Consider the following 23,875-nt stretch of genomic DNA (forward strand, 5'->3'; position numbering starts at 1 on the left):
GTGTAAGCCAGCATCATCGACAACTGGCACATCGGCCGCCCGCTCTCGGCATGCCACTGGTTGAACGCGCCCTGCACCGTGGCCAGGTCCCGCAGGCTGGTGGGCACCTTGTCGACGATCTTCTGCGCATTCAGCGCCGCCACCACGTCATAGCTCGGCACGAACGTGTCCTTGCCCACCATCCGTAAAAAGCGCGGCGCCGACAGCCCGCCCAACTGGTGGCCGTGCTTGCTCAGGTACTTCCACAGGCCGACGATATCGGTCACCGGCCAGTCGGCAATAAACCCGCCGAAGCTGCCTTTTTCCTTCTCGATATCCAGAATCATCTGCGCATTGCGCGGCACGCTCTTGAGCTTGCCCAGGTGACGGATGATGCGCGTGTCCTGCATCAGCCGCTCCAGGTGCTCGGCGCCCATGAGCACGACTTTTTCCGGGTCAAACCCAAAGAACACCTGCTCGAAGGCCGGCCACTTGGCGTCCACCACGCTGTGCTTCAGGCCGGCGCGAAACACCCGCAGCGACAAGGTCGACAGGTAGCGGTCATCGCTGATCTTGCGCAGTTTCGCCGGGGTCAGGGGCACAGGCAGGTGGGCTTCCAGCTCGGCCGCCGAACCAAACCGGTTCAGACAATATTCGTGCAGCCACTTGTAATCGCGCATGCCCTCTCCTAAGGATTGAAATGAAAACGGCGCCCAGGAGCGCCGTCTGTCAGAGCGGTGAAAACACTCAGAGGTTCACTACGTTGACGAAGCGCGACGTTGCACTTTCGTCGATACGCAAACTGGTGAAGTCGAACAGGTTACGGTCGGCCAACTGCGACGGCTGCACGTTCTGCAGACTGCGGAAGATGCTGTCGACGCGGCCCGGGGTCTTGCGGTCCCAATCCTGGAGCATGTCCTTGACCACCTGGCGCTGCAGGTTTTCCTGGGAGCCGCAGAGGTTGCACGGGATGATCGGGAATTGCTTGAGGTCGGAGTAGGCCTGGATGTCCTTCTCATGGCAGTACGCCAGTGGGCGGATCACCACGTTGCGCCCGTCATCGGCCCGCAGCTTGGGCGGCATGGCCTTGAGGCTGCCGTTGAAGAACATGTTGAGGAAGAAGGTTTCGACGATGTCATCGCGGTGATGACCGAGGGCCATCTTGGTCGCGCCGATTTCGTCGGCAAACGTATAGAGCGTGCCACGGCGCAGGCGCGAGCACAGCGAGCAGGTGGTCTTGCCTTCCGGGACCAGCTCCTTGACCACCGAATAGGTGTCTTTCTCGACGATGTGGTACTCGATCCCCAATTCCTTGAGGTAGGCCGGCAGCACATGCTCGGGAAAACCCGGCTGCTTCTGGTCCATGTTCACGGCAACGATGTCGAACTTGATCGGCGCGACCTTTTGCAGGTGCATCAGCACGTCGAGCATGGTGTAGCTGTCCTTGCCGCCGGACAGGCAGACCATGACCTTGTCGCCCTCTTCGATCATATTGAAATCGGCGACTGCCTCGCCGGCCAGGCGACGCAGGCGTTTTTGCAGTTTGTTCTGGTTGACCGTAAGAGTGCCCATGGCGCTTGGATCCGCGAAAGGTGTGTGACGAAAAGCCGGGTATTTTACCGGGATGGACGACCGAGTTCCAATGTGGGAGCGGGCTTGCTCGCGAACGCGAAGTGTCATTCGCCAGGTGTTTAGCTGACCCACCGCATTCGCGAGCAAGCCCGCTCCCACAGTTGACCGCATTCCAATCAACAGACCCCGCCGCGATTAAGCCCAATGTTTACAGCGCAATTTGCTCTAAAGCCCCACACTTTTTCCGGTCATCACTTCCTATACTGCGACATAAGGTCGCACATATATCCAGACCTTTCAGGCCTATTGGCCCGTGGGCGCTCCGCTGGGGGGCGATGGTAATAACGACAGGAGTGACTGGCATGATCCATCACGTCGTGGGACTTTTCACCCACCCCGATCAGGAATGGCGGGAAATTCGTGGAGATAAAGAAGAAAGCATCGGCCACATGTACCTCACCCACACGCTGATTCTCGCGGCCATCCCCGCTGTCTCAGCCTTTATCGGTACCACTCAGGTGGGTTGGGTTATCGGCAGCCGCGCCCCGGTGATGCTGACGGTGGAAAGCGCGTTGTGGATGACCCTCATGTCCTACGCGGCGATGCTCGGCGGCGTGGCGGTGATGGGCGCGTTCATTCACTGGATGGCCCGCACCTATGACGCCAACCCCAGCATGGCGCGCTGCGTGGCGTTTGCCACCTACACCGCGACACCGCTGTTTATCGGCGGGCTGGCGGCGCTGTACCCGCATATGTGGCTGGGCATGGTGGTGGGTACGGCGGCCATTTGCTACACGGTGTATCTGCTGTACGTGGGGCTGCCGACCTTCATGAACATCCACCCGGACGAGGGCTTCCTGTTTTCCAGCTCGGTACTGGCGGTAGGCCTGGTGGTGCTGGTGGCGATCATGGCCTTTACCGTGATCGTCTGGGGGCTGGGCGTAGGCCCGATCTACACCAACTGACGCGGTTTACCCGCAGGAAAAGCCACCGCAAGGTGGCTTTGTGCGTTATGCATGACCATTCGGCGCCTGACAGATTCGGATACACCCTTGTTTGCGGCATACTGGACGTCTCTGGAGATATGTACAGCATGCCCGAGCAACTCAATACCCGCGTCGAAGATTGTTTCCTGCAAGCCGAATCCTTTTTCAAACGAAGCTTCAAACGCCCCCAGGTCAGCCTCAAGCTGCGGGGCCAGAAGGCCGGTGTCGCGCATTTGCACGAGAACCTGCTGCGCTTCAACCCGCAGCTGTACCGTGAAAACAGCCAACACTTCCTTAAACAGACAGTCGCCCATGAAGTGGCCCACCTGATTGCCCACCAGTTGTTCGGCGAGCGCATCCAGCCCCATGGCGAGGAATGGCAGTTGATCATGCGTGGGGTTTACGAACTGCCGCCGGACCGCTGCCACACCTATGAAATCCAGCGGCGGCGCGTCACGCGGTATATCTACCGCTGTCCGTGTGCCGACAGTGACTTCCCGTTTTCGCCCCAGCGCCACGGGTTGGTGGGCCAGGGGCGGCGGTATTTGTGCCGCAGGTGCCGGCAGACTTTGGTGTTTACCGGGGAAACCCGCGTCGAGTGAGGTTTGTGGTGGATTTAAGGGCCCCTTCGCGAGCAAGCCCGCTCCCACATTTGATCGCATTCCAACGATGGAACTCGGTTGAATGTGGGAGCGGGCTTGCTCGCGAAGGGGCCGGCCCAGGCGCTACTGAATCACCTTGGCACGCCGCAAATCGTCTATCTGCTGAGCACTGAATCCCAACTCCGCCAACACCTCATCGCTGTGAGCGCCCACCGCCGCGCCTATGTGCCTGGCCGCCGGCAAACCCTCGGAAAACTTCAGCGGGCAGGCGATTTGCGCCTGGCTGGAACCATCGCCCCGCGGCACCTGGCTGACCAGCTCCCGGGATTTCAACTGCGGGTGTTCAACGGCCTCGCTCAGATTCAGCACCGGCTCGACACACGCATCAATCCCGGCAAACAGCTCACACAGCTCATCAAAGCTGCGTTTCTCGAACTCGACCTGCAGCGCCAGCTTGAGGGCTTTCTGCTGCTCGGGTTTGGGCGATAGGCCCATTGCCGCCAATTCAGGGCGGCCAAGGGCCGTACACAACTGCTGCATAAACGCCGGCTCCAGACTGCCCACCGACAACCAGCGTCCTTCCCGCGATCGGTAATAGTCATAGAAACTGCCGCCATTGAGCACTTGGTTCTCCCACGCCGGCTCCACGCCGCACGCCAGGTAACCGGCGCCGGCCATGGCATTCAGGCTGAAGGCGCAGTCGGTCATGCTCACGTCCAGGTATTGCCCCACCCCACTGTGCTGCCGGGCAATCACCGCCGCCAGCAAACCGATCACCGCGTGCAACGAGCCGCCCCCCACATCCGCCAACTGCACACCCAAGGGCAACGGCCCGCTGTCCTGGCGCCCGGTGTAGCTGGCAATGCCTGCCAGGGCCAGATAATTGATGTCATGGCCGGCGCGATCCTTGTAGGGGCCGGTCTGGCCGTAGCCGGTGATGGAGACGTAGATCAGCTTTGGGTTGATCGCCTTCAACGCCTCGTAACCCAGGCCCAGGCGCTCCATGACCCCGGGGCGGAACTGCTCGAGGACGATGTCGTAGTCCGCCACCAGTTGCCGCACGATCGCCACCGCCTCGACCTGCTTGAGGTCCAGGGCCAGGCTGCGTTTGTTGCGGTTCAGATAGGCATGGCTGGCCGACACGCCCTGGTCATGGGGCGGCAGTACTCGCAGCAGGTCCATGCGTGTGGGGGATTCGATGCGCAACACCTCGGCGCCCATGTCGGCCAGCAGCAACGAGGCGAACGGCCCCGGCAGCAAGGTGGAGAAATCCAGTACTTTGAGGGACGCCAAGGGACCTGACATGCGGACTCCGATTCCGATTCGATTGGCCACAGAGTAGGCAAACCCTGCGGTCGGCGGCAATCACATAAACCATCATCCGAAGTGACTGATGCTTCCCGAAGGCATAAAAAAACCCATCCGAAGATGGGTTTTTCACAAACGCTGCAGCCTTACTTGACGGCGGTTGGAGCCGGGCCTTCGGCCACGCCCAGGTCGTCTTCTTCACGGGTGTCGGAGATACCGCGACCACCGGAAGCCAGTTCAACTTTCAGCTTGTCTTCGTCCAGTTCCTTGACCCACTTGGCCACAACCAGGGTTGCAACAGCGTTGCCAACCAGGTTGGTCAGTGCGCGGGCTTCGGACATGAAGCGGTCGATACCCAGGATCAGCGCCAGGCCGGCAACCGGCAGGTGGCCAACAGCCGATAGGGTAGCGGCCAGTACGATGAAACCACTACCCGTCACGCCAGCAGCGCCCTTGGACGACAGCAGCAGTACCAGCAACAGGGTGATCTGGTGGGTGATGTCCATGTGGGTGTCAGTCGCCTGGGCGATGAACACGGCAGCCATGGTCAGGTAGATCGAAGTACCGTCCAGGTTGAAGGAGTAGCCAGTCGGGATAACCAGGCCGACTACCGACTTCTTGGCGCCCAGGCGTTCCATCTTGATCAGCATGCGTGGCAGTGCGGATTCGGACGAGGAAGTACCCAGTACGATCAGCAGTTCTTCACGGATGTAGCGGATCAGTTTCAGGACGCTGAAGCCGTGTGCGCGGCAGATGGCGCCCAATACCAGCACCACGAACAGGATGCAGGTGATGTAGAAGCAGATCATCAGCTGACCGAGCTGCACCAGCGAACCTACGCCGTAGGCACCGATGGTGAACGCCATGGCGCCCAGGGCACCGAGTGGCGCGAGCTTCATGATCATGTTGATGATGTTGAACATCACGTGGGCGAAACGATCGATGAAGTCCAGCACCGGCTTGCCGTAGGCACCCAGGCGGTGCAGGGCGAAACCGAAGATCACCGAGAACATCAGCACTTGCAGGATGTCACCGGTAGCGAACGCGCCAACGATGGTGTTCGGGATCACGTTCAGCAGGAAGCCAACGATGCTCTGGTCGGCACCGGCAGTCACGTAGGCCGCGACTTTGGAGGCGTCCAGGGTAGCCACGTCGATATGCATGCCGGCGCCCGGTTGCACGACGTTGACCACGACCAGGCCGATCAGCAGGGCGATGGTGGAGACGATTTCGAAGTACAGCAGCGCGTAGCCGCCGGTCTTGCCGACCGATTTCATGCTTTGCATGCCAGCGATGCCGCTGACAACGGTGCAGAAGATGATCGGGGCGATGACCATTTTGATCAGCTTGATAAAGCCGTCACCCAGTGGCTTGAGGGCCACGCCGGTCTGCGGGTAGAAGTGACCGAGCAAAATACCGATAACGATTGCAACGATCACCTGGAAATACAGGGATTTGTACAGTGGCTGACGAGTCGTCATTGCAAAGTTCCTCAATCGTCCCGTGTGGCAAATATCCGCCATTGCCCACGACACTTGAATTGCGAACCCTCCTGCACTGGAGGGATTTGTTGTTTGAGAGCCTGCTCGAGGCGGTCTCCCTGCGCTCTGTATCGCAAGCGTCGTGCCACTTCTGCTGAAACTCCCTGAAGGCCTTTAGACATCAGCGCTCGGGCGATTTCCAGCTTAAGGTTATGCCTACAGACAGTGGCGGATTTCCGCCTGCTCGCCTGATCTCGTCCTACAATTTGGCGGATATCCGCCTTGTTGCACCCGCCCGGGGTGGCTAACATCCGCCACTCAATGGACGAGGCCCCTCATGCGTGAACGAACCATCGCCAGTCACTACGCCCGAGCCGCTCTCGGCGGTGCTCGCCGGGCCGGCTACGATTATTCGGGCCTGCTGCAGCAGGTCGGCATCACTGCGGAACTGCTGAGCGAGCCCCGCGCCCGCATCGCTCCCGAGCAATTCACCCAGTTGTTGCAAATGCTGTGGCTGGCGCTGGATGACGAATACCTGGGCTTCGCCGAAGGCCCGAGCAAGCGCGGCACCTTCGCCATGATGTGCCACGCGCTGATTCACTGCCGCACCCTGGAGAAGGCTCTGGAACGCGGCTTATTATTTTATAGCCTATTCCCGCAGGGTCCGCGCTGGCGTCTGACACGTGAAGGGGAAATGGCCCGCCTGAGCCTGGACGATTCGCAACTCTGGGACCCGGATCACTTCCTCAGCGAATGCCTGCTGGTGATCTGGCATCGACTCGGCAGTTGGCTGATTGGCCAGCGCATCCGCCTGCACCAGGCCACCTTCAGCTACCCGACGCCGCCCCACGCCGGTGAGTACGACTTGCTGTTCCCCTGCCCACAGGTATTCGCGGCGCCCACCAGCAGCCTGGTGTTCCCCAGCCGCTACCTGAGCCTGCCGTTGTTGCAGGACGAGCGCACCCTCAAGCATTTCCTCGAACGCTCCCCGGCCGACCTGCTGTCGCGGCCGGATGAAGGCGACAGCCTGAGCAGCCAGTTGCGCCGCCTATTGAGCCGCGACCGCACGCCCTGGCCCGACCTCGAAGCCGTCGCCCAGCACCTGCATATCAGCCCGCAGACCCTGCGTCGGCATTTGCGGGAGGAAGGCACCAGCTTTCAGGCGCTCAAGGATGAGTTGCGCCGGGACATTGCGATCTATCATTTGGGGCGGGCGGATTTGTCGCTGCAGGAGATCGCCGAGCAGCTGGGGTTTTCCGAACCGTCGGCGTTTCATCGGGCGTTCAAGAAGTGGACCGGGTTGACGCCGGGGGCCTATAGAGCACAAGAAACCTAGGTGTGTATTGATGCGACTGGCCTCTTCGCGAGCAAGCCCGCTCCCACATTTGACCGAGTTCCACGTTGGGAATGCCATCGAATGTGGGAGCGGGCTTGCTCGCGAAGAGGCCGGCACAGCCAATAAAGATCAAACAGCCGGGAAGTGAATCTTGAACGCAGCCCCACCCAGCGGTGAATCCCCAAGGGTCAGCCGGGCGCCATAGCTTTCAATGATGTCCTTGACCACCGCCAGGCCAATCCCCTGCCCCGGATGCTGGCGGTCGAGCCGCTCGCCCCGCTGCAGGATGCGCGCACGCTGGTCCGGCGGCACGCCGGGGCCATCGTCTTCGATGCACAACTCGGTGCCCTCCAGGCTTTCCTGCAAGGTGATGCGCACTTCGCTCAGGCACAGGCGATAGGCGTTCTCCAGCAGGTTGCCGAGCAGTTCCAGCAAGGCGCCCTTCTCGATCGGCACGTCGCATTCGTCCGGCAGTTCAAAGGCGACCTTCACGCCCTTATCGCGATAAACCTTGTCCAGCGTGTCGCACAGGCTTTGCAGCACCGGCTCCAGCCGCACCTGGTGGCGCACCAGGCCGCTTTTACGCAGGCTGGCGCGCTGCAATTGGTAGCTGATCTGCTGGCTCATGCGTTCGATCTGCGATTGCAGTACCCAGGCCTGGTCCCGATCTTCGGGGCGCTGGGCCATGTCTTCACTCACGCCTTGCAGCACCGCCAACGGGGTTTTCAGGCTGTGGGCCAGGTCATCCAGGGAATCGCGGTAACGGGTGCGTTGCTCCCGCTCGCTGTGGAGCAACCGGTTCAGGGAGCCGGTCAGGCGCAGCAGCTCGCGCGGGTGTTGCTCGCTGAGGCTTTCCCGGGTACCGCCTTCGATTTCATCCAGTTCCTGGCTCAGCCGGCGCAGCGCCTGCAGGCCCCAGGTCAGGCCCAGCCACAACAGGGTCAGCAGCACCAGCAAGGCGGCGCCGAAGCCCAGGTAGAGGTTTTCCCGCAGGCCTTCGAGGGTCAGTTGGTATTCACGCACCGGTTGCAGGGCGACGATACTGAACGCCGCGCTCTTGCCGCCCAGCAGCTTGACCTCGACGTCATAGACAAAAAATTCCTGGCCGTTGGCCTCGCGGATCCGCGCAAATTCGTTACCGCGCCCGTCATAGCGCGGCTTGTAGTTGATGTTTTCTTCCTGGGTGGCGCGCGACCGCCAGACCAGATGGCCTTCGCGGTCATAGATGTAGCCCAGCAGGCGGCTGTCGGTGAGGTTGAAACGCTCGTCCGGCAACTGCGCGGGCATCAGCAGGCGATTGTTTTCAACCCGGGCAGCCGAAATCAGCGTCGTGACATCCGACGCCAGGCGCTGCTCGATGGAGTCCTGCAGGGCCAGGCTGAAGGCGCCCTGCATGGCCGGCAACAAGGCCAGCATAAACAGCACGGCCAGGATGGTGGCCGCGAGCATCAAACGTACACGTAGCGAGCGAATCAACGGCAGCGCTCATTGAACAGGTAGCCCAGGCCACGCACGGTGTCGATCGGTTTGAAACCCGCCGGGCCTTCCAGCTTGCGGCGCAGGCGGCCCACCAGCACTTCGATCACGTTCGGATCACGCTCGTCGTCATCGGGGTAGAGCTGTTCCATCAGGCGGTCCTTGGCGACCACTTGCTGGTGATGCCGCATCAGGTATTCGAGGATGCGGTATTCGTAGGCGGTCAGCGCCAGTGGCTGTTCGTCGAGGGACGCCTGCTTGCGATTGAGGTCCAGCAGCAACGGCCCGGCGACGATGGTGGATTGGGTGAAACCGCTGGAGCGGCGCAACAGTGCGTTCATCCGCGCTTCCAGCTCTTCGAACTGGAACGGCTTGACCACGTAGTCGTCGGCACCCGCTGCCAGGCCTTCAACCTTGTCCTGCCAGTTGCCACGGGCGGTCAGGATCAGGATCGGGAAGGTCTTGGCCTGGGCGCGCAATTGGCGGATCAGGTCCAGGCCGCCCATGCCGGGCAGGCCCAAATCGATGATCGCCAGGTCGTGGTTGAATTGCCCGGTCTGGTACAGCGCCTCTTCGGCATTGGCGACGGCCTCGACCACGTGACCGCTGTCGGTAAGGCGGGTCAATAGGTGATGGCGCAGCAACGCCTCATCTTCGACAACCAGCAATTTCATAAAGCTCTCCAAGGCAAATCAACTTTCCAACTGGGGTATATCATAGCGGCCCTGCAGGTCTTGCTGGCGCAATTTACTGCCGTTGAAGTGACCTGACAGGTTTTCGTTGCCCACGCGATAGTCTGACTGCGGGGTGTGCTGGCCCAGGGACTGGCCCCATGGAGCCGCCTGTTCACCGGCATCCTCGAAGCTCACCCGCTGGAGAAGGCTGTAGGGCTTTTTGCTCTTCTCCTTGGAGAAACCCGCGAAACTCGAATCAGAGGCCTGGACGCCAGCGGTGGCGCTGAGCATGGTTAAGGCCAACATCAGCTTCTTGATCGCAGTCATGGTGCTACCTCATACGCTTGGGCTTTGGGTACGGGGCCAGACTACGCAGACGCCCCTGAACTCCCCCTGAACACTCTCTGAACCTGGGCTGAACCGAGGCCGGCTACTGTGTAAAGAGTTATTTACGTATCCCCGGCCGCAGGCTATCCAGCGGCCCTGCAACTCGGCAAAATACCCGGCATGAATTCCCTACCCGCCTGCTGCACCCCACTTGACGCCCATTGGCCGTTGCCCGATGCCTTGCCCGGCACGGTCTTGCTGAGCACCCGTTTTGACCCGGCCCTGCTGGCCATCGGCGATTTCCAGCGCAGCGCCGTGCCGCCACCCGCGAGCATCCAGCGTTCGGTGGCCAAGCGGCAGGCGGAGTTCCTGGCCGGTCGCCTGTGCGCCCGCGCGGCCCTGCAACAGCTGGACGGGCTGGATTGCGTGCCGGCGATCGGCGAGGACCGCGCGCCGGTCTGGCCCGCGCACATCAGCGGTTCGATCACCCACAGCACCGGCCATGCAGCGGCCATCGTCGCCCACAAGTCACAGTGGCGCGGGCTGGGGATGGACCTGGAGAACCTGCTGACCCTGGAGCGGGCGGAACGCCTGGCCGGGGAGATCCTCACACCGGATGAATTGCTGCGCATGGCCGCCGGGCCGCGGGAGCAGGTTGCGCAACTGGTGACGCTGACGTTTTCGGCGAAAGAGAGCCTGTTCAAGGCGCTCTACCCGATCGTGCAGAAGCGCTTTTATTTTGAGCATGCCGAGTTGCTGGAGTGGTCGGATACCGGCCATGCGCGGCTGCGGTTGCTGACGGACTTGTCCGCAGAATGGTGCCATGGCAAGGAACTGGAGGCGCAGTTTGCGGTGGATGAGGGGCAGTTGTTGAGCCTGGTGGCCGTCCAGGCCTAGACCTTCTCCTGATCCCGTGGCCAACTCAGGCTGAAACACGCGCCACCCAGATTGTTGCTCTTGCTGATCAACGCCCGGCCACCGTGCCAATAGATGATCCGCCGCACAATGGATAACCCCAGGCCGTGCCCACCCGACGCGCGGGTCCGGCTGTCATCCAGGCGCAGGAACGGCGTGAAAATCCGCTCCCAGGCACTTTCCGGTACGCCCGGTCCGTCGTCTTCCACGTCGATGCGGCAACGCACCTGGCCCACCTGGTAACTGATCAGCACCTGCCCCTGGGCGTGGCGCATGGCGTTGCTCACCAGGTTTTGCAGGGCACGGTGCAGGTAGCGCGGCTCGGCCTCCACCCATGCATCGTCCCAATGTGCCGAGGACAGGCAGATGCCCCGCGCCACGTTGATTTCCGGGCGCAGCGGTGACAGTTCATCAATCACCTGATCCAGCAACGCATTGAGGTCGACCCGCTGGAAATTCAGTGCCGGCGCCCCCTGTTCCAGCCGCGCGTAGGTGAGCATTTCGTCCACCAGGCCATCGAGGTCCTGGATGTCGCTGTCCATGCCCTCCATATACTTGCGCCGCGCTTCAGGCGTGGCCGCGTCGCCGATCATCTCCAGGCCGAACCGCAGGCGCGCCACCGGGGTGCGCAGTTCATGGGACACCGCCCGCACCAGTTCGCGCTGAATTGCCAACAGGCGTTGCAGGTGCTCGGCCATGCCATTGAACGCTGCCGCCAGGCGCCCCACCGAATCGGCGCCGCGGGCCGGCACCCGCACTTCCAGGCTGCCTTTGGCGATGCGCGTGGCGGCGGCTTCCAGGCCACTCAAGCGCCGCTCCAGCTGGCGCACCAATAAATAGACGATCAAGCCGATCAAGGTCAGGCTGATCAGCGCAATCAGGATCAGCCATTGCGCCGGGTACGGATTCATCTGATACAGCGGGCCGATTTCCAGGACCCACGGCGTGCCGACCATGCCGGCAAATACCCGGATCGAATCCCCGCCCTTGCCCAGGGCCATCACGGTATCGCCTTCGGACACGCGGCGGCGCTGGTCTTCGTCCATATCAGCCTGATTGAGCATCACCAGGTGCATCTCGAAACCAAAGCCCTTGGCTTCCTTCAGGTCTGCGAGTTTCTGCGGTTGCTCCGCCACCGGGAAACGCACCAGCTCATCGGCCAGCAGGTAAATCGTCGCGCGCGCCAGTTGTTCGCTGATTTGCTGCACTTCACCGGTCAGCAACAGTTGCTCCTGGTCACTGACCAAGCGCAGCACCCTGGCCGCGTGAGGCCCGGTTTGCTCCACCAACACCTGGCCGCGTTGCAGACGGCTACGCTGGGTCAGGTCCAGGTGCGCCTCGGCCACGGTCTGCAATTGCAGCGGGATACCCAGCAAGCGCTCCCACACTGCCAGGGCGCGGCGGCGCTCGATGGCACTCATGGGTTGCAGGTTGTCGCCCATCAGCGCGAAGGTGCCGTGGGCCAGGCGCTCGCGGTACTGGCCGCTGCGCACTTCATTGAGCAGGTGCAAGGCCAGTACGCCGAGCAACGCCACCAGAATCAGCGCCGCGCACATGCCGCCGTAGATGCGCAGGAAGATTGAGTTCACGGCGTCAGGTCAGCCGCAGCTTCGGGGACGAACAGGTAGCCTTTGCTGCGAATGGTCTTGATCAGGCGTGGGTGGATCGGGTCGTCGCCGATTTTCGGGCGGATGCGCGAGATGCGCACGTCGATGGAGCGGTCCTGGCCGTCATAGCCAATACCGCGCAAGGCGGTGAAGATTTCTTCCCGGGACAGGATCCGCCCGGCATTCGCCACCAGCAACCACAGCAGGTCGAATTCGGCGCTGGTCAGTTCGATGCCGCCCTCATGCAGCCAGGCTTCACGCAGGGCGTTGTCCACCACCAGCGGGCCGAATTGCAGGCGCCGCTGTTTTTCGGGGAGTGCCGGCTCGACGCTTTCGCTGCGCCGCAGCAGGGCCTGGATGCGTGCCAGCAACAGGCGAGGACGCACGGGTTTGCACACGTAATCGTCGGCGCCCATGTCCAGGCCCAGCACCTGGTCCATGTCGTCGGTGCGCGCGGTCAGCATCAGGATCACCCCGTCGTAGCGCTCGCGCACCTTGCGGCAAATGCTCAGGCCGTCTTCACCGGGCAACATCAGGTCGAGGATCACCAGGTCCGGCTGCTCGGCGATGATCCGCGCCGCCGCGAGGGCGCCATTGCCTTCCACCGACACCCGCAAGCCGTTGCTCTCCAGGTAGTCACGGGTCAACTCGGCCAGTCGCTCGTCGTCCTCGACAATCAATACCTGCCAGGCTTCTTGCTCCATGCGTTACCTCGGTTCTAATTATTGTAGGGGCGGGTTTGCCCGAGAAAACTCGAGGGCGCCGCGCTTATTCAGGTTTCCAGCGTCATCGTTGACGTCCTTCGCGGGCAAGCCCTCTCCTACAGTTGTCATGTAGGCGAGGCATAAACTGTATGGATAACCGCCGATTGTAGCAACGGGCAGGCCCTCTGCCACAAGCGCGCAAATGGGTTCGGACATCGTGTTTTTTTGTGATAGGGTTCGCGCCCGCAAAAATCCAACCGGTTGTTTTTACCTCGGAATATTCGGTGACAAACGGCGCAATGCAGCAGTACTGCGGCCTACACGGCCATTCCACGTTTCATACACATTTTACCCACAGCGTTATCCACAGGTAGTCCGTTGCTAAGCCCCCCAAAACGCATTATCTTGTAGGTCGTCGCCAAAAAAACCCTACATGTAGGGTTTTCAGCGAAAAGACCAAACACAAATCAGACAAGAAACTCAAGCTCTTTCTTGCCCCTGTTTGGTGAACTTAAGCCTTTTTCAGAAGACCAAACCGCGCACGCGGATGGCAGCCGTTTTCTGCCCCGATCAGGCGAAAACGGTACGGGTGTTGCAGTACGAAACTGTCACCCACCAGGAATACGGTAAAGAGCCCCAAGGCTTGTAACCGAAGACTTCGGCATGGAAGCGGCGCGAACAGCTCCCTTCCTCCTGTCCCGAAGTTGTTATGCCAGGCCCCAGGCCTGTTGTAAGTGCTTCAGGACGGAACGGTGGGCACCGTGATGGTGCCCAAATAAATATAGAATGTGGAGACAACCCCCCATGCAAACCGACACAACTCGCGAGAACCCGCAGGGCTCCGTGCCGCAGGCCGCTGATTCGAACCTGGATCTGTCCGCCACCGCGCCCGGCCAATTGCGTGTGATCAAGCGTAACGGCACTGTCGTTCCTTACACCGATGACAAAATCACCGTCGCGATCACCAAAGCGTTTCTTGCAGTTGAAGGCGGCACCGCTGCTGCCTCGTCGCGCATCCACGACACCGTTGCCCGCCTGACCGAACAGGTCACCGCAACCTTCAAGCGTCGCATGCCATCGGGCGGCACCATTCACATCGAAGAAATCCAGGACCAGGTCGAACTGGCCCTGATGCGTGCCGGCGAGCAGAAAGTCGCCCGCGACTACGTGATCTACCGTGACTCGCGCGCCAAGGAACGTGCCGTACGTTCCCCGGCCGAAGAAGCTGCCGTACAAGCTCACCCGTCGATCCGCATCACCCTGGCCGACGGTACGTTTGCACCGCTGGACCTGGGCCGCCTGAACACCATCATCACCGAGGCCTGCGAAGGCCTGGAAGAAGTCGATGGCGACCTGATCCAGCGCGAAACCCTGAAGAACCTGTACGACGGCGTGGCCCTGACCGACGTCAACACCGCACTGGTGATGACCGCCCGTACCCTGGTCGAGCGTGAGCCGAACTACTCGTTCGTCACCGCGCGCCTGCTGATGGACACCCTGCGTGCCGAAGGCCTGGGCTTCCTGAAAGTCGCCGACAGCGCCACCCACCACGAGATGGCCGACCTGTACGCCAAGGCCCTGCCGGCCTACATCGCCAAGGGTATCGAATTCGAATTGCTGAACCCGATCCTGGCCACCTTCGACCTGGAAAAACTCGGCAAGGCGATCAACCACGAGCGCGACCAGCAGTTCACTTACCTGGGCCTGCAAACCCTGTACGACCGTTACTTCATCCACAAGGACGGGATCCGCTTCGAACTGCCGCAAGTGTTCTTCATGCGCGTGGCCATGGGCCTGGCGATCGAAGAGAAGCAGAAAGAAGACCGTGCCATCGAGTTCTACAACCTGTTGTCGTCCTTCGACTACATGTCGTCGACCCCGACCCTGTTCAACGCCGGCACCCTGCGTCCACAGCTGTCCAGCTGCTACCTGACCACCGTGCCGGATGACCTGTCGGGCATCTACCACGCGATCCACGACAACGCCATGCTGTCCAAATTCGCTGGCGGCCTGGGTAACGACTGGACCCCGGTGCGTGCACTGGGTTCGTACATCAAGGGCACCAACGGCAAGTCCCAGGGCGTTGTACCGTTCCTCAAAGTAGTGAACGACACCGCCGTAGCCGTGAACCAGGGTGGCAAGCGCAAGGGCGCTGTATGTGCCTACCTGGAAACCTGGCACATGGACATCGAAGAGTTCATCGAGCTGCGCAAGAACACCGGTGATGACCGTCGCCGTACCCACGACATGAACACCGCCAACTGGATCCCTGACCTGTTCATGAAGCGCGTCTTCGATGACGGCAAGTGGACCCTGTTCTCGCCATCCGAAGTACCGGACCTGCACGACCTGACCGGCAAGGCTTTCGAAGAGCGCTACGAGTACTACGAAGCCCTCACCGAATACCCGGGCAAGGTCAAGCTGTTCAAGACCATCCAGGCCAAAGACCTGTGGCGCAAAATGCTCTCCATGCTGTTTGAAACCGGCCACCCATGGCTGACCTTCAAAGACCCGTGCAACCTGCGCAGCCCGCAGCAGCACGTGGGCGTGGTCCACAGCTCGAACCTGTGCACCGAGATCACCTTGAACACCAACAAGGACGAGATCGCCGTTTGCAACCTGGGCTCGATCAACCTGCCGAACCACATCGTCAACGGCAAGCTGGACACCGCCAAGCTGGAACGCACCGTGAACACCGCCGTTCGCATGCTCGATAACGTTATCGACATCAACTACTACTCGGTACCCCAGGCGCAGAACTCCAACTTCAAGCACCGTCCGGTCGGCCTGGGCATCATGGGCTTCCAGGACGCGCTGTACCTGCAGCACATTCCTTACGGTTCGGACGCTGCAGTCGAGTTCGCCGACAAGTCCATGGAAGCGGTCAGCTACTACGCGATCCAGGCTTCCTGCGACCTGGCCGACGAGCGTGGCGCCTACGAGACGTTCCAGGGTTCGCTGTGGTCCAAAGGCATCCTGCCGCTGGATTCGCAACAGATCCTGATCGAGCAACGTGGCCAGAAGTACATCGACGTTGACCTGAACGAATCCCTGGACTGGGCGCCGGTACGTGCCCGTGTGCAGAAAGGCATTCGTAACTCCAACATCATGGCCATCGCACCGACCGCCACCATCGCCAACATCACTGGCGTGTCGCAGTCGATCGAACCGACCTACCAGAACCTGTATGTGAAATCGAACCTGTCGGGCGAATTCACCGTGATCAACCCGTACCTGGTTCGCGACCTGAAAGCCCGCGGCCTGTGGGACTCGGTCATGATCAACGACCTGAAGTACTACGACGGTTCGGTGCAGCAGATCGAGCGCATCCCGCAAGAACTCAAAGAGCTCTACGCGACTGCCTTCGAAGTGGACACCAAGTGGATCGTCGACGCCGCCAGCCGTCGCCAGAAGTGGATCGACCAGGCTCAGTCGCTGAACCTGTACATCGCCGGCGCATCGGGCAAGAAGCTCGACGTGACCTACCGCATGGCCTGGTACCGTGGCCTGAAAACCACTTACTACCTCCGTGCCCTGGCTGCCACCAGCACCGAGAAGTCGACCATCAACACCGGCAAGCTGAACGCTGTTTCCAGCGGCGGCAACCACGGTGATGATTCGGTTCTCGCCGCACCTGCCGGCCCGGCGCCAGTGCCTAAAGCCTGCGCGATCGACGAGCCGGATTGCGAAGCTTGCCAATAAGCTGAGCACACCCTGGGTCTAACCACCCAAGGTTGAAAAACCCCCGATAGGCCTACGGCGTATCGGGGGTTTTCTTTTGCCTGGAACAACACCGTCGCGATTCGCGCACGTATTTCACCTCCTTGAAAACATCGGTGGGCTTCTGGCCGACGTGCATCATGGCGGCTTTTATCGCTGAAACAGTGATGCAGTTGCCGTCGGAGCCCTGACTGAATCCGCTCCAGATATCGCCCGGCTGGCCTTGTACCGTTCCGACAGCCGTGTATCCGCCTGTGACGCCCCCACCTATAGGCGTTATCTGAACGTCCAAAAAAAAGCCCCTCACGTGAGGGGCTTTTCGGTAAAGCGAGTTAAAGCGACAACATCAGGTCATCTGAATGATGGTCTGCATGATGGTGCTTTGGGTGGAGATGGTCTTGGCGTTCGCCTGATAGTTGCTCTGGGCCTTGATCAGGTCCACCAGCTCGTTGGTCAGGTTGACGTTGGAGTTCTCCAGGGAGTTGGCCACGATCGAACCCAGGGTGCCGACTTGCGGGGTATCAAAACCCGGCTGGCCCGACGCGAAGGTTTCTTTCCAGGTGGTGCCGCCGGCTGGCTGCAGGCCCTGCTCGTTGTTGAAGCTGGCCAGGGAGATCTGGCCGATGGCCTTGCTCTGCTGGTTGCTGAACGTGGCGAACAGTACGCCGCTGCCGTCGATTTTCAGCCCGGTGATTTGCCCGGTGGCGTAGCCATCGGTGGTCGGCGGGTTGCGGTAGGTGGCGGAGTTGTACTGGGTGATGTTCCCCATGTTGACGGCCACGCCGTCTGCGTTGGCGGCCGCACCGTTAGGCGTCCAGACACCATTGACCAGGCCGCCCGGCTTCCAGTCGGAAATGGTCAGGGTGGTATTGGAAGCGGTGGCTGGCGGGGTAACGATCCCGGTCAGCTTGCCGGAGGTGTCAAACGACAGCGTCGAGGCGACTGGCGCCTTCACGTCAGTACCGGTGCCGCTGATCGGCGAGCCGTCAGGGTTGCGCCCATCGATCAGGGTGTAGGACTTCCAGGTGTTGGAGTCGGTCTTCACCAGGTACTGCACCATCGGATGCGCGTTGCCCTGCGTATCGTACAGCGTGGTGGAATATTGAGTGGTGAAGCTGTCCGATTTGGTCGGATCAAACGGGTGCGCCGTCTGGTCGATCGCCGTCTCGGAGGAGTTCAGGTTACTGGTGGAATCCACCTTGCTCGAAGCCTTCGGCGGCAGGTACGACAGGTTGAGCTGCAGGTCGGTCAAGCCGCCCTTCTGGATGTTGCCATCGGCATCCGCTGCGTAGCCTTGCAGCCGCGAGGTGCCGGTGTTGTTGGTGATGTAGCCGTCCTTGTCGGCCCGGAACGCACCGTTGCGGGTGTATTCCAGCGAACCGTCGCTGCCCTTCTGCACGAAGAAGCCGCCGCCCTGGATCGCCATGTCGAGCGTGCCGCCGCTGTTGTTGACGTCACCCTGGGTGAACTGCTGGGACACGGCCGCCAGGTTCACGCCATTGCCGATGCTGTTCTGGCCGGTACCCAGCTTGGAAGCCGCGTAGATATCCGCGAATTCCGCACGGGACGACTTGAAGCCGGTGGTCGCGACGTTGGCGATGTTGTTACCCGTCACGTCCAGTTGTTTGTTGGCCGCATAGAGGCCGCTAAGGCCGATGTTAAAAGACATTGTTCTCTCCTTTTGCCGTATTTAGCCGGCTCTATGTACCGATAGTCTGAATTTGCGACAGCTTGATACTGCCCAGGCCGCCCGCCAGGTTCAGCACCATTTCAGCGCCGTTCGTGCCCAGGGTTACGCTGGTCACCGTTGCCGGCAGCGAGGTGGCGAGGGCCACCGAGTCACCCTTGTCATTCTTGGTGGTGGCATTGAAGGTGTAGGTGCCGGGTGGCGCCGTCTCACCCGCATCGGTCTTGCCGTCCCAGACGAAGCTGGAGTTGCCGGCGCTCTGGGCGCCCATGTCGATGGTGCGAACGACGTTGCCATCCTTGTCGGTGATCTTGACGGAGACGTTGCCCGTCGCCGCCGTCACCGCCACGGAACCGGTCATGCTCTTGCTGGTATCCACCATCGCCTTGTCGGTCTGGGTGATGACCGAACGCCCCACCAGCGACGAAGCCTGCAGCGCCTGGGAGGAGCTGAAGTTGCTGGAAATCGCATTCACCGAGTCATTCAGGTTGTTGATGCCTTCCAGACTGCTGAACTGCGCCAACTGTGCGACGAACGCGCCATTGTCCTGGGGCGACAGCGGGTCCTGGTTTTTCAGCTGGGTCACCAGCAATTGCAGGAACGCGTCCTTGCCCATCGCCTGGTTGCCCGTCGCCGACTTGGCGGCGTCACCGACGCTGGTGTTATCTGTCGCCGTCTTGACCTTGGAGTTAAAAAGGTCCTGGACTGCCGTGTTCGTCGAACTGTTATCAACAATGGCCATTATTTGGCGCCCCTTATCACTGACCCAGGGTCAGGACCTTCTGCATCATGGTTTTGGCGGTGTTCATCATTTCCGCGTTGGTCTGGAACGAGCGGCTGGCGGAAATCATGTCGGCCATTTCCTCGACCACGTTGACGTTGGGGTAGTACACGTACCCTTTTTCGTTCGCGGCAGGGTGGTTCGGCTCGTAGCGGGCTTCGAGGTTGCTCTGGTCTTCGACCACACCGAGCACCTGCACGCCCTGGCCTGCGGCATCCTGGTTCTGGAACAGCGAATCGCCGCTGCCACTCTGGCCGCCCTGGCCGCCCTGGAACATGGTGGCGAACACCGGGTGCCGGGCGCGGTAGGTCTGGTCGATGCTCGAAGACACGGTCTCGGCGTTGGCGATGTTACTGGCGACGGTGTTGAGGCGCGTGGTCTGCGCACTCATGCCACTACCGGCAATATTGAAAACACTGGCGAGGGACATGGCTTATTCTCCACGCAGGGCTGACATCAGCCCTTTGAATTTGCTGTTGAGCAGGGTGAAGCTGGCCTGGAAGTTCACTGAGTTCTCGGCGTAGGCCGATTGCTCCAACTGGGCGTCCACGGTGTTCTGGTCGATCGACGGTTGCATCGGCGTGCGATACAGCAGCGACTCGTCACCATTGCCCAGGCCTTGCGCCTCGATATGACGGCTGTTGGTCATGTTCAAGGCGAAGGTGCCGTTCTTGGTCTTGTCTTGCTGGGCGGCGAGCACGGCAGAGAAGTCCAGGTCCCGAGCCTTGTAGTTCGGGGTGTCGGCGTTGGCGATGTTGTTGGCCAGGACTTCGGCACGCTGGGCGCGAAAGCCCAGTGCTTGTTCGTGGATACCGAGCGCTTTATCGAAGCTGATGCTCATGGCGGAAACCTTTAGGGGCTGACCTGCTTTTCGTAACAAGGATTTAGCAAGGGCCATGCCAAGTTGCTTGAGCCCCGTAAATCAAGGGTTTGCGAGGGAATTGCCGGCGGCAATGCCAGAAAAGCGGCAAAGGGTTTCCGCGAAACGCCAGTAAAGCGGCAATGAGGGCTTGCCGCTTTGCGGCCATAAAAAAAGGAGGCCTGTGCAGGCCTCCCTTTTTGTCCAAGCACTCATCACTTGGCCTGGTAAATGATTCCAGGACTGCACTGCACCATCTGGTAATGATCCGGCAAACCGTTCAGCGCCTCGGAAGCCCCCAGGAACAGATAACCGCCACGCTTGAGGGTGCCGTGGATGCGCAACAGAATGTCTTTCTTCACCTCGGCCGAGAAGTAGATCAGCACGTTGCGGCAAAACACCATGTCGAACTTGCCCAGGCTGGCATAACTGTCCAGCAGGTTGAACGAACGAAACTCCACCCGGCTCTTGATCGGCGCCTTGACCGCCCAACGCCCTGCTCCCTTGGGATCGAAGAAACGCTGCAAGCGCTCCTGGGACAACCCGCGCCCCAGCGCCAGGCTGTCGTACTCGCCGGTCTTGCAGTTGGTGAGCATGGTGCCGGACAAATCCGTGGCCACGATTTGCGCCCCGGCCTTCAACTGGCCCATGTTGGTCCGCTCGAACTCATCGATGGCCATCGAAATCGAATACGGTTCCTGTCCCGACGAACAGGCGGCCGACCAGATGCGCAGGCGCTGGCCGGGAGCGGCCTTGATCGCCTCGGGCAGCACCTTGTTCTTGAGCACTTCAAACGGATAGGTATCGCGAAACCACAAGGTTTCGTTGGTGGTCATGGCGTCGACCACCATCTCCTTGAGCCCGCTGCGTGGCTGGCCCTGGATCCGTTGCACCAACTCCCCGAGGGACTTGATGCCTTGCTGCTCCATCAGTTTGTTGAGACGGCTGGATACCAGGTACTGCTTGTTTTCACCGAGCAATATGCCACAGGCCTTTTCCAGGAAGACCCGGAACTGTTCGAAATCCAAATTACCCGTAGACAATGATACCGCCTCTTAAATCGTGTGACCGCCAGGGAAAAGGCCCCTAGCCGTGATCTGCTGCCTTGATCCGGTCGACTACCCGGGATGCCAGGTCATCAGGGCGGAATTTGGCCAGGAAGTCATCGGCACCGACCTTCTTGACCATCGCCTGATTGAATACACCCGACAACGAAGTATGCAGGATGATATGTAGTTTTTGCATGCGTGGGTCGTTGCGTATCTCGGCCGTGAGGGTGTAGCCGTCCATTTCCGGCATCTCGATGTCGGAGATCATCATCAGGAATTCTTCTTCCGGCTTCTTGCCCTCATCCACCAGCTTGCGCAGGTAATCCAGGGCCTGGCGACCGTCATTGAGCGCGACCACTTCGACCCCAACGGTCTGCAGGCAACGGGATACCTGCTTGCGCGCAACCGAAGAGTCGTCCACCGTCAGCACCCGCAGCGAGATCGCCTTGTGCGCGGTTTCGGCGTCTACCACACCCACCGATATCGCCTCCGAGGTCGGGGCCACTTCGGCGAGGATTTTCTCCACGTCGATGATTTCCACCAACTGGTTGTCGACCCGCGTCACCGCCGTGAGGTAGTGATCGCGACCGGTGCCCTTGGGCGGCGGATGGATCTCTTCCCAGTTCATGTTGACGATGCGCTCCACCGAGCGCACCAGGAAACCCTGGGTCTTGGTGTTGTACTCGGTAATGATCACGAACGGGCTCTCGCGGTCCTGCAACCCCGCCGAACCGGTGGCCATTGCCAGGTCAAGAATCGGGATGGTCGCGCCACGGATATTGGCCACACCGCAAACCACCGGGCTGGACTTGGGCATTATTGTCAGCTTGGGACACTGCAGCACTTCGCGAACCTTGAAGACATTAATCCCGTACAGCTGCTTGCCGTCCAGACGGAACAACAGCAACTCCAGGCGATTCTGCCCCACCAGCTGTGTGCGCTGGTTCACTGAATCCATTACACCGGCCATGCCCAGACTCCTACGCTAAAACTTAGGGGTACGACGCGTACCCAACACTAAACGGCACGAGCTTTGCTTTTTTATTGGCCATGGACATCAAAACGACAGTTTCCCGACGCCTCCGATCCCCACAGTACCGCAGATTGCTCTGCGTCTCGATGGCGTTGCTTGCCTTGGCTACGGGCCAGCCGGCCCGCGCCGATAACGTCACCTTGCCTGATCTGCTTATCGGCGTCACTCAAGGCTTTCTTGAGTTCACTGTAGAAGATTATCTGGCCACGACGCAGACACCGGGCCGCTACGAAATCCAGGTCAACCAGCTGGATCCGCGCCTGCGCATGCCCATGTGCGACAGAGAATTGACAGCTTCCCTGGAAAGCCCCGCCCAGCCCATCGGGCGCGTGACCGTGAAAGTGCGCTGCGAAGGCGCCTCGCCCTGGACGGTGTTCGTGCCCGCCCAGGTCAAACTGTTTCGCGAAGTGGTGGTGGTGACGCGCCCGCTGAAACGTACCGGAATCATTGGTTATGATGACGTCGCGATGCGCGAGCGCGACATCAGCATGATCACCCAGAGCTACCTCACGTCCCTTGACCAGGCACTCGGGCAGAAACTTACCCGACCAATGGTTGCTGACCAGGTGATTACCCTGGTCCATCTCGAGCAGGCCGAAGTCGTGCGCAAAGGTGACCAAGTGGTGATTTCCGCCAGCAGCGGTGGCCTGAATGTAAAAATGCCGGGGGAAGCCCTGTCCAACGGCGGCATGAGTGAACAGATTCGCGTCAAGAACCTGAATTCCAACCGCGTGATCAAGGCCCGGGTGACGGCGCCGGGGCAGGTTGAGGTGGCTTTATAGATCACTGGCATCGGACGCCAGCTTTTCCTACACTGTGCGCAAAGCGGCATCGCGCATAGGTTTATTGTCAATCGAGCCTAAAGTTTGTCCGGGTATGGCCGAAAACATGGCAAGCGTCCAAATACCCAGAGGTTTTTTTAACATGGTCATCGATTTCAGTCGTTTGAATAACGCCCTGCCAACGCCCGGTTCTTCGCGCACCAACGGTGCCAAAGACAGCGTTGAAGCCAAGTCCCAGCCTCTGCCTGCCAAGACAGAACAGGCCGGTGCGAGCCAAAGCGGGGAATCGGTACACCTGAGCAATGAGGCTCAACAGTTGCAGAAGGTCACTGACTCGCTGAGCGATCAGCCAGTTGTCAATAAAGCCCGTGTGGCCGAATTGAAACAGGCGATTGCCGATGGCAGCTATAAGGTCGACAGCAACCGTGTAGCCAGCAAACTGCTTAACTTCGAAGCCGAGCGCTAGGCAAAGGCCTGCGCCAGGCTTTTGGACGCTTAAACCCCAAGGCCAGCCATGCACGACGAAAACTTGCTACAACTGATCATTGAAGACCTGCCTCCCGCACAGCAGCTGCTGGAGCTCCTTCGAGAAGAATCACTGGCCCTGTACGGCCGGGACATGCGCATGCTGGAAGAAATCCTGGCGCGCAAGCAATCGCTGATCGTCCTGCTGGAACAGCACGGCAAGAAGCGCAGCCAGATTCTGATCAGCCTGGGCCTTACGGCCGACCACAAGGGCCTGGAACAACTCGCCAGCCACTCCACGGTGGGCGACCAGTTGCTGGCCCAGAGCAAAGAACTCAACCAGTTGCTGACCCTGTGCCAGGAAACCAACCTCCTCAACGGCCAGGCCATCCAGCTTCAGCAAGCCACGACCGCCAATCAGTTGCGTATCCTCCACGGCGGCGAGCCTCCGGCTCTCTACAACGCTCAAGGCTCCACCTCACGCCTGGCCAAGCCAAGCACCCGCAGCCAAGCCTGAAACCAGTTTGAGCGC

Annotated in this window: 23 protein-coding genes; 8 read left to right on the forward strand and 15 right to left on the reverse strand. The window is 60.6% G+C overall.

What is annotated here, in order from left to right:
* Positions 1-659, reverse strand: a 659-nt coding sequence (locus JV201_RS21860) for a DNA-3-methyladenine glycosylase I (protein WP_219407211.1), incomplete at its 3' end; no start/stop codon positions are given.
* Between the two features lie 67 nt (positions 660-726).
* The gene (gene ttcA, locus JV201_RS21865) at positions 727-1,551 is read right to left on the reverse strand and encodes a tRNA 2-thiocytidine(32) synthetase TtcA (RefSeq protein WP_219406035.1); all 825 of its coding nucleotides are present in this window, start codon (positions 1,549-1,551) and stop codon (positions 727-729) included.
* A 362-nt stretch (positions 1,552-1,913) separates the two neighbouring features.
* On the opposite strand from ttcA, the gene JV201_RS21870 reads away from it, so the two are divergent.
* Together JV201_RS21870 and JV201_RS21875 are read left to right on the forward strand one after the other, a co-directional pair.
* Positions 1,914-2,516: a Yip1 family protein gene (locus JV201_RS21870; protein WP_004371402.1), complete on the forward strand. Its 603-nt coding sequence runs from the start codon at positions 1,914-1,916 to the stop codon at positions 2,514-2,516.
* Positions 2,517-2,644: 128 nt separating this feature from the next.
* Positions 2,645-3,139 (forward strand): SprT family zinc-dependent metalloprotease, encoded by a 495-nt coding sequence (locus tag JV201_RS21875; RefSeq protein ID WP_004371405.1) that lies wholly within the window; start codon positions 2,645-2,647, stop codon positions 3,137-3,139.
* A gap of 123 nt (positions 3,140-3,262) precedes the next feature.
* On the opposite strand, the gene JV201_RS21880 is transcribed toward JV201_RS21875, so the two are convergent.
* Positions 3,263-4,444 carry a CaiB/BaiF CoA-transferase family protein gene (locus JV201_RS21880; protein ID WP_219406036.1) on the reverse strand — a complete coding sequence of 394 codons (1,182 nt, stop codon included), beginning with the start codon at positions 4,442-4,444 and terminating at the stop codon, positions 3,263-3,265.
* Between the two features lie 149 nt (positions 4,445-4,593).
* Positions 4,594-5,928: a dicarboxylate/amino acid:cation symporter gene (locus JV201_RS21885; RefSeq protein ID WP_008435307.1), complete on the reverse strand. Its 1,335-nt coding sequence runs from the start codon at positions 5,926-5,928 to the stop codon at positions 4,594-4,596.
* A 337-nt stretch (positions 5,929-6,265) separates the two neighbouring features.
* Here JV201_RS21885 and JV201_RS21890 point away from each other — a divergent pair, with 337 nt between their 5' ends.
* Positions 6,266-7,264 (forward strand): AraC family transcriptional regulator, encoded by a 999-nt coding sequence (locus JV201_RS21890; RefSeq protein ID WP_003214223.1) that lies wholly within the window; start codon positions 6,266-6,268, stop codon positions 7,262-7,264.
* A gap of 129 nt (positions 7,265-7,393) precedes the next feature.
* Here JV201_RS21890 and JV201_RS21895 read toward each other — a convergent pair whose 3' ends face one another.
* Genes JV201_RS21895 through JV201_RS21905 form a run of 3 tightly spaced genes read right to left on the reverse strand, consistent with a single transcriptional unit; the run spans position 7,394 to position 9,741 of the window.
* Positions 7,394-8,740, reverse strand: a complete 1,347-nt coding sequence (locus tag JV201_RS21895; protein ID WP_023659245.1) for an ATP-binding protein — start codon at positions 8,738-8,740, stop codon at positions 7,394-7,396.
* On the reverse strand, positions 8,737-9,414 hold the full coding sequence (locus JV201_RS21900) for a response regulator transcription factor (RefSeq protein WP_003214228.1): 678 nt from the start codon (positions 9,412-9,414) through the stop codon (positions 8,737-8,739). The genes JV201_RS21895 and JV201_RS21900 overlap by 4 nt, the downstream gene beginning before the upstream one ends.
* Positions 9,415-9,432: 18 nt before the next feature.
* Positions 9,433-9,741, reverse strand: coding sequence for a hypothetical protein (locus JV201_RS21905; protein WP_003214230.1), 309 nt, complete (start codon positions 9,739-9,741; stop codon positions 9,433-9,435).
* 180 nt (positions 9,742-9,921) lie between these two features.
* Between JV201_RS21905 and JV201_RS21910 the strand changes: the two genes are divergently transcribed.
* The gene (locus tag JV201_RS21910) at positions 9,922-10,638 is read left to right on the forward strand and encodes a 4'-phosphopantetheinyl transferase (RefSeq protein ID WP_102369713.1); all 717 of its coding nucleotides are present in this window, start codon (positions 9,922-9,924) and stop codon (positions 10,636-10,638) included.
* On the opposite strand, the gene JV201_RS21915 is transcribed toward JV201_RS21910, so the two are convergent.
* The gene (locus JV201_RS21915; protein ID WP_003214234.1) at positions 10,635-12,245 is read right to left on the reverse strand and encodes an ATP-binding protein; all 1,611 of its coding nucleotides are present in this window, start codon (positions 12,243-12,245) and stop codon (positions 10,635-10,637) included. The genes JV201_RS21910 and JV201_RS21915 overlap by 4 nt on opposite strands.
* Positions 12,242-12,967, reverse strand: coding sequence for a response regulator (locus tag JV201_RS21920; RefSeq protein WP_008435295.1), 726 nt, complete (start codon positions 12,965-12,967; stop codon positions 12,242-12,244). The genes JV201_RS21915 and JV201_RS21920 overlap by 4 nt, the downstream gene beginning before the upstream one ends.
* Before the next feature lie 804 nt (positions 12,968-13,771).
* Here JV201_RS21920 and JV201_RS21925 point away from each other — a divergent pair.
* Positions 13,772-16,669: a ribonucleoside-diphosphate reductase subunit alpha gene (locus JV201_RS21925; RefSeq protein ID WP_008435294.1), complete on the forward strand. Its 2,898-nt coding sequence runs from the start codon at positions 13,772-13,774 to the stop codon at positions 16,667-16,669.
* A 364-nt stretch (positions 16,670-17,033) separates the two neighbouring features.
* Here JV201_RS21925 and flgE read toward each other — a convergent pair whose 3' ends face one another.
* The 6 genes from flgE to JV201_RS21955 form a co-directional block, all read right to left on the reverse strand.
* The gene (flgE, locus tag JV201_RS21930; protein ID WP_003214240.1) at positions 17,034-18,356 is read right to left on the reverse strand and encodes a flagellar hook protein FlgE; all 1,323 of its coding nucleotides are present in this window, start codon (positions 18,354-18,356) and stop codon (positions 17,034-17,036) included.
* 31 nt (positions 18,357-18,387) lie between these two features.
* Positions 18,388-19,116 (reverse strand): flagellar hook assembly protein FlgD, encoded by a 729-nt coding sequence (gene flgD / locus JV201_RS21935; RefSeq protein WP_003214242.1) that lies wholly within the window; start codon positions 19,114-19,116, stop codon positions 18,388-18,390.
* Positions 19,117-19,132: 16 nt separating this feature from the next.
* On the reverse strand, positions 19,133-19,585 hold the full coding sequence (gene flgC, locus JV201_RS21940; RefSeq protein ID WP_003214244.1) for a flagellar basal body rod protein FlgC: 453 nt from the start codon (positions 19,583-19,585) through the stop codon (positions 19,133-19,135).
* Positions 19,586-19,588: 3 nt separating this feature from the next.
* Positions 19,589-19,996, reverse strand: a complete 408-nt coding sequence (gene flgB / locus JV201_RS21945) for a flagellar basal body rod protein FlgB (protein WP_003214246.1) — start codon at positions 19,994-19,996, stop codon at positions 19,589-19,591.
* A 233-nt stretch (positions 19,997-20,229) separates the two neighbouring features.
* Positions 20,230-21,057 carry a protein-glutamate O-methyltransferase CheR gene (gene cheR, locus JV201_RS21950; RefSeq protein WP_003214248.1) on the reverse strand — a complete coding sequence of 276 codons (828 nt, stop codon included), beginning with the start codon at positions 21,055-21,057 and terminating at the stop codon, positions 20,230-20,232.
* Positions 21,058-21,100: 43 nt separating this feature from the next.
* Positions 21,101-22,033 carry a chemotaxis protein CheV gene (locus tag JV201_RS21955; RefSeq protein ID WP_003214250.1) on the reverse strand — a complete coding sequence of 311 codons (933 nt, stop codon included), beginning with the start codon at positions 22,031-22,033 and terminating at the stop codon, positions 21,101-21,103.
* Between the two features lie 80 nt (positions 22,034-22,113).
* Between JV201_RS21955 and flgA the strand changes: the two genes are divergently transcribed.
* The 3 genes from flgA to flgN all read left to right on the forward strand — a co-directional run bounded on the left by flgA (position 22,114) and on the right by flgN (position 23,860).
* Positions 22,114-22,878, forward strand: a complete 765-nt coding sequence (gene flgA, locus JV201_RS21960) for a flagellar basal body P-ring formation chaperone FlgA (protein ID WP_032899382.1) — start codon at positions 22,114-22,116, stop codon at positions 22,876-22,878.
* A 142-nt stretch (positions 22,879-23,020) separates the two neighbouring features.
* On the forward strand, positions 23,021-23,344 hold the full coding sequence (flgM, locus tag JV201_RS21965; RefSeq protein WP_003214254.1) for a flagellar biosynthesis anti-sigma factor FlgM: 324 nt from the start codon (positions 23,021-23,023) through the stop codon (positions 23,342-23,344).
* A 48-nt stretch (positions 23,345-23,392) separates the two neighbouring features.
* The gene (gene flgN / locus JV201_RS21970; RefSeq protein WP_003214256.1) at positions 23,393-23,860 is read left to right on the forward strand and encodes a flagellar protein FlgN; all 468 of its coding nucleotides are present in this window, start codon (positions 23,393-23,395) and stop codon (positions 23,858-23,860) included.
* Positions 23,861-23,875 lie beyond the last annotated feature (15 nt).

This window comes from Pseudomonas sp. Colony2, from assembly GCF_019382755.1.
GTDB lineage: Bacteria > Pseudomonadota > Gammaproteobacteria > Pseudomonadales > Pseudomonadaceae > Aquipseudomonas.

Coding starts and splice junctions, on each gene's coding strand:
- ttcA (WP_219406035.1), bottom strand. CDS start 1,551: ATGGGCACTCTTACGGTCAACCAGAACAAACTGCAAAAACGCCTGCGT.
- JV201_RS21870 (WP_004371402.1), top strand. CDS start 1,914: ATGATCCATCACGTCGTGGGACTTTTCACCCACCCCGATCAGGAATGG.
- JV201_RS21875 (WP_004371405.1), top strand. CDS start 2,645: ATGCCCGAGCAACTCAATACCCGCGTCGAAGATTGTTTCCTGCAAGCC.
- JV201_RS21880 (WP_219406036.1), bottom strand. CDS start 4,444: ATGTCAGGTCCCTTGGCGTCCCTCAAAGTACTGGATTTCTCCACCTTG.
- JV201_RS21885 (WP_008435307.1), bottom strand. CDS start 5,928: ATGACGACTCGTCAGCCACTGTACAAATCCCTGTATTTCCAGGTGATC.
- JV201_RS21890 (WP_003214223.1), top strand. CDS start 6,266: ATGCGTGAACGAACCATCGCCAGTCACTACGCCCGAGCCGCTCTCGGC.
- JV201_RS21900 (WP_003214228.1), bottom strand. CDS start 9,414: ATGAAATTGCTGGTTGTCGAAGATGAGGCGTTGCTGCGCCATCACCTA.
- JV201_RS21905 (WP_003214230.1), bottom strand. CDS start 9,741: ATGACTGCGATCAAGAAGCTGATGTTGGCCTTAACCATGCTCAGCGCC.
- JV201_RS21910 (WP_102369713.1), top strand. CDS start 9,922: ATGAATTCCCTACCCGCCTGCTGCACCCCACTTGACGCCCATTGGCCG.
- JV201_RS21920 (WP_008435295.1), bottom strand. CDS start 12,967: ATGGAGCAAGAAGCCTGGCAGGTATTGATTGTCGAGGACGACGAGCGA.
- JV201_RS21925 (WP_008435294.1), top strand. CDS start 13,772: ATGCAAACCGACACAACTCGCGAGAACCCGCAGGGCTCCGTGCCGCAG.
- flgE (WP_003214240.1), bottom strand. CDS start 18,356: ATGTCTTTTAACATCGGCCTTAGCGGCCTCTATGCGGCCAACAAACAA.
- flgD (WP_003214242.1), bottom strand. CDS start 19,116: ATGGCCATTGTTGATAACAGTTCGACGAACACGGCAGTCCAGGACCTT.
- flgC (WP_003214244.1), bottom strand. CDS start 19,585: ATGTCCCTCGCCAGTGTTTTCAATATTGCCGGTAGTGGCATGAGTGCG.
- flgB (WP_003214246.1), bottom strand. CDS start 19,996: ATGAGCATCAGCTTCGATAAAGCGCTCGGTATCCACGAACAAGCACTG.
- JV201_RS21955 (WP_003214250.1), bottom strand. CDS start 22,033: ATGGCCGGTGTAATGGATTCAGTGAACCAGCGCACACAGCTGGTGGGG.
- flgA (WP_032899382.1), top strand. CDS start 22,114: ATGGACATCAAAACGACAGTTTCCCGACGCCTCCGATCCCCACAGTAC.
- flgM (WP_003214254.1), top strand. CDS start 23,021: ATGGTCATCGATTTCAGTCGTTTGAATAACGCCCTGCCAACGCCCGGT.
- flgN (WP_003214256.1), top strand. CDS start 23,393: ATGCACGACGAAAACTTGCTACAACTGATCATTGAAGACCTGCCTCCC.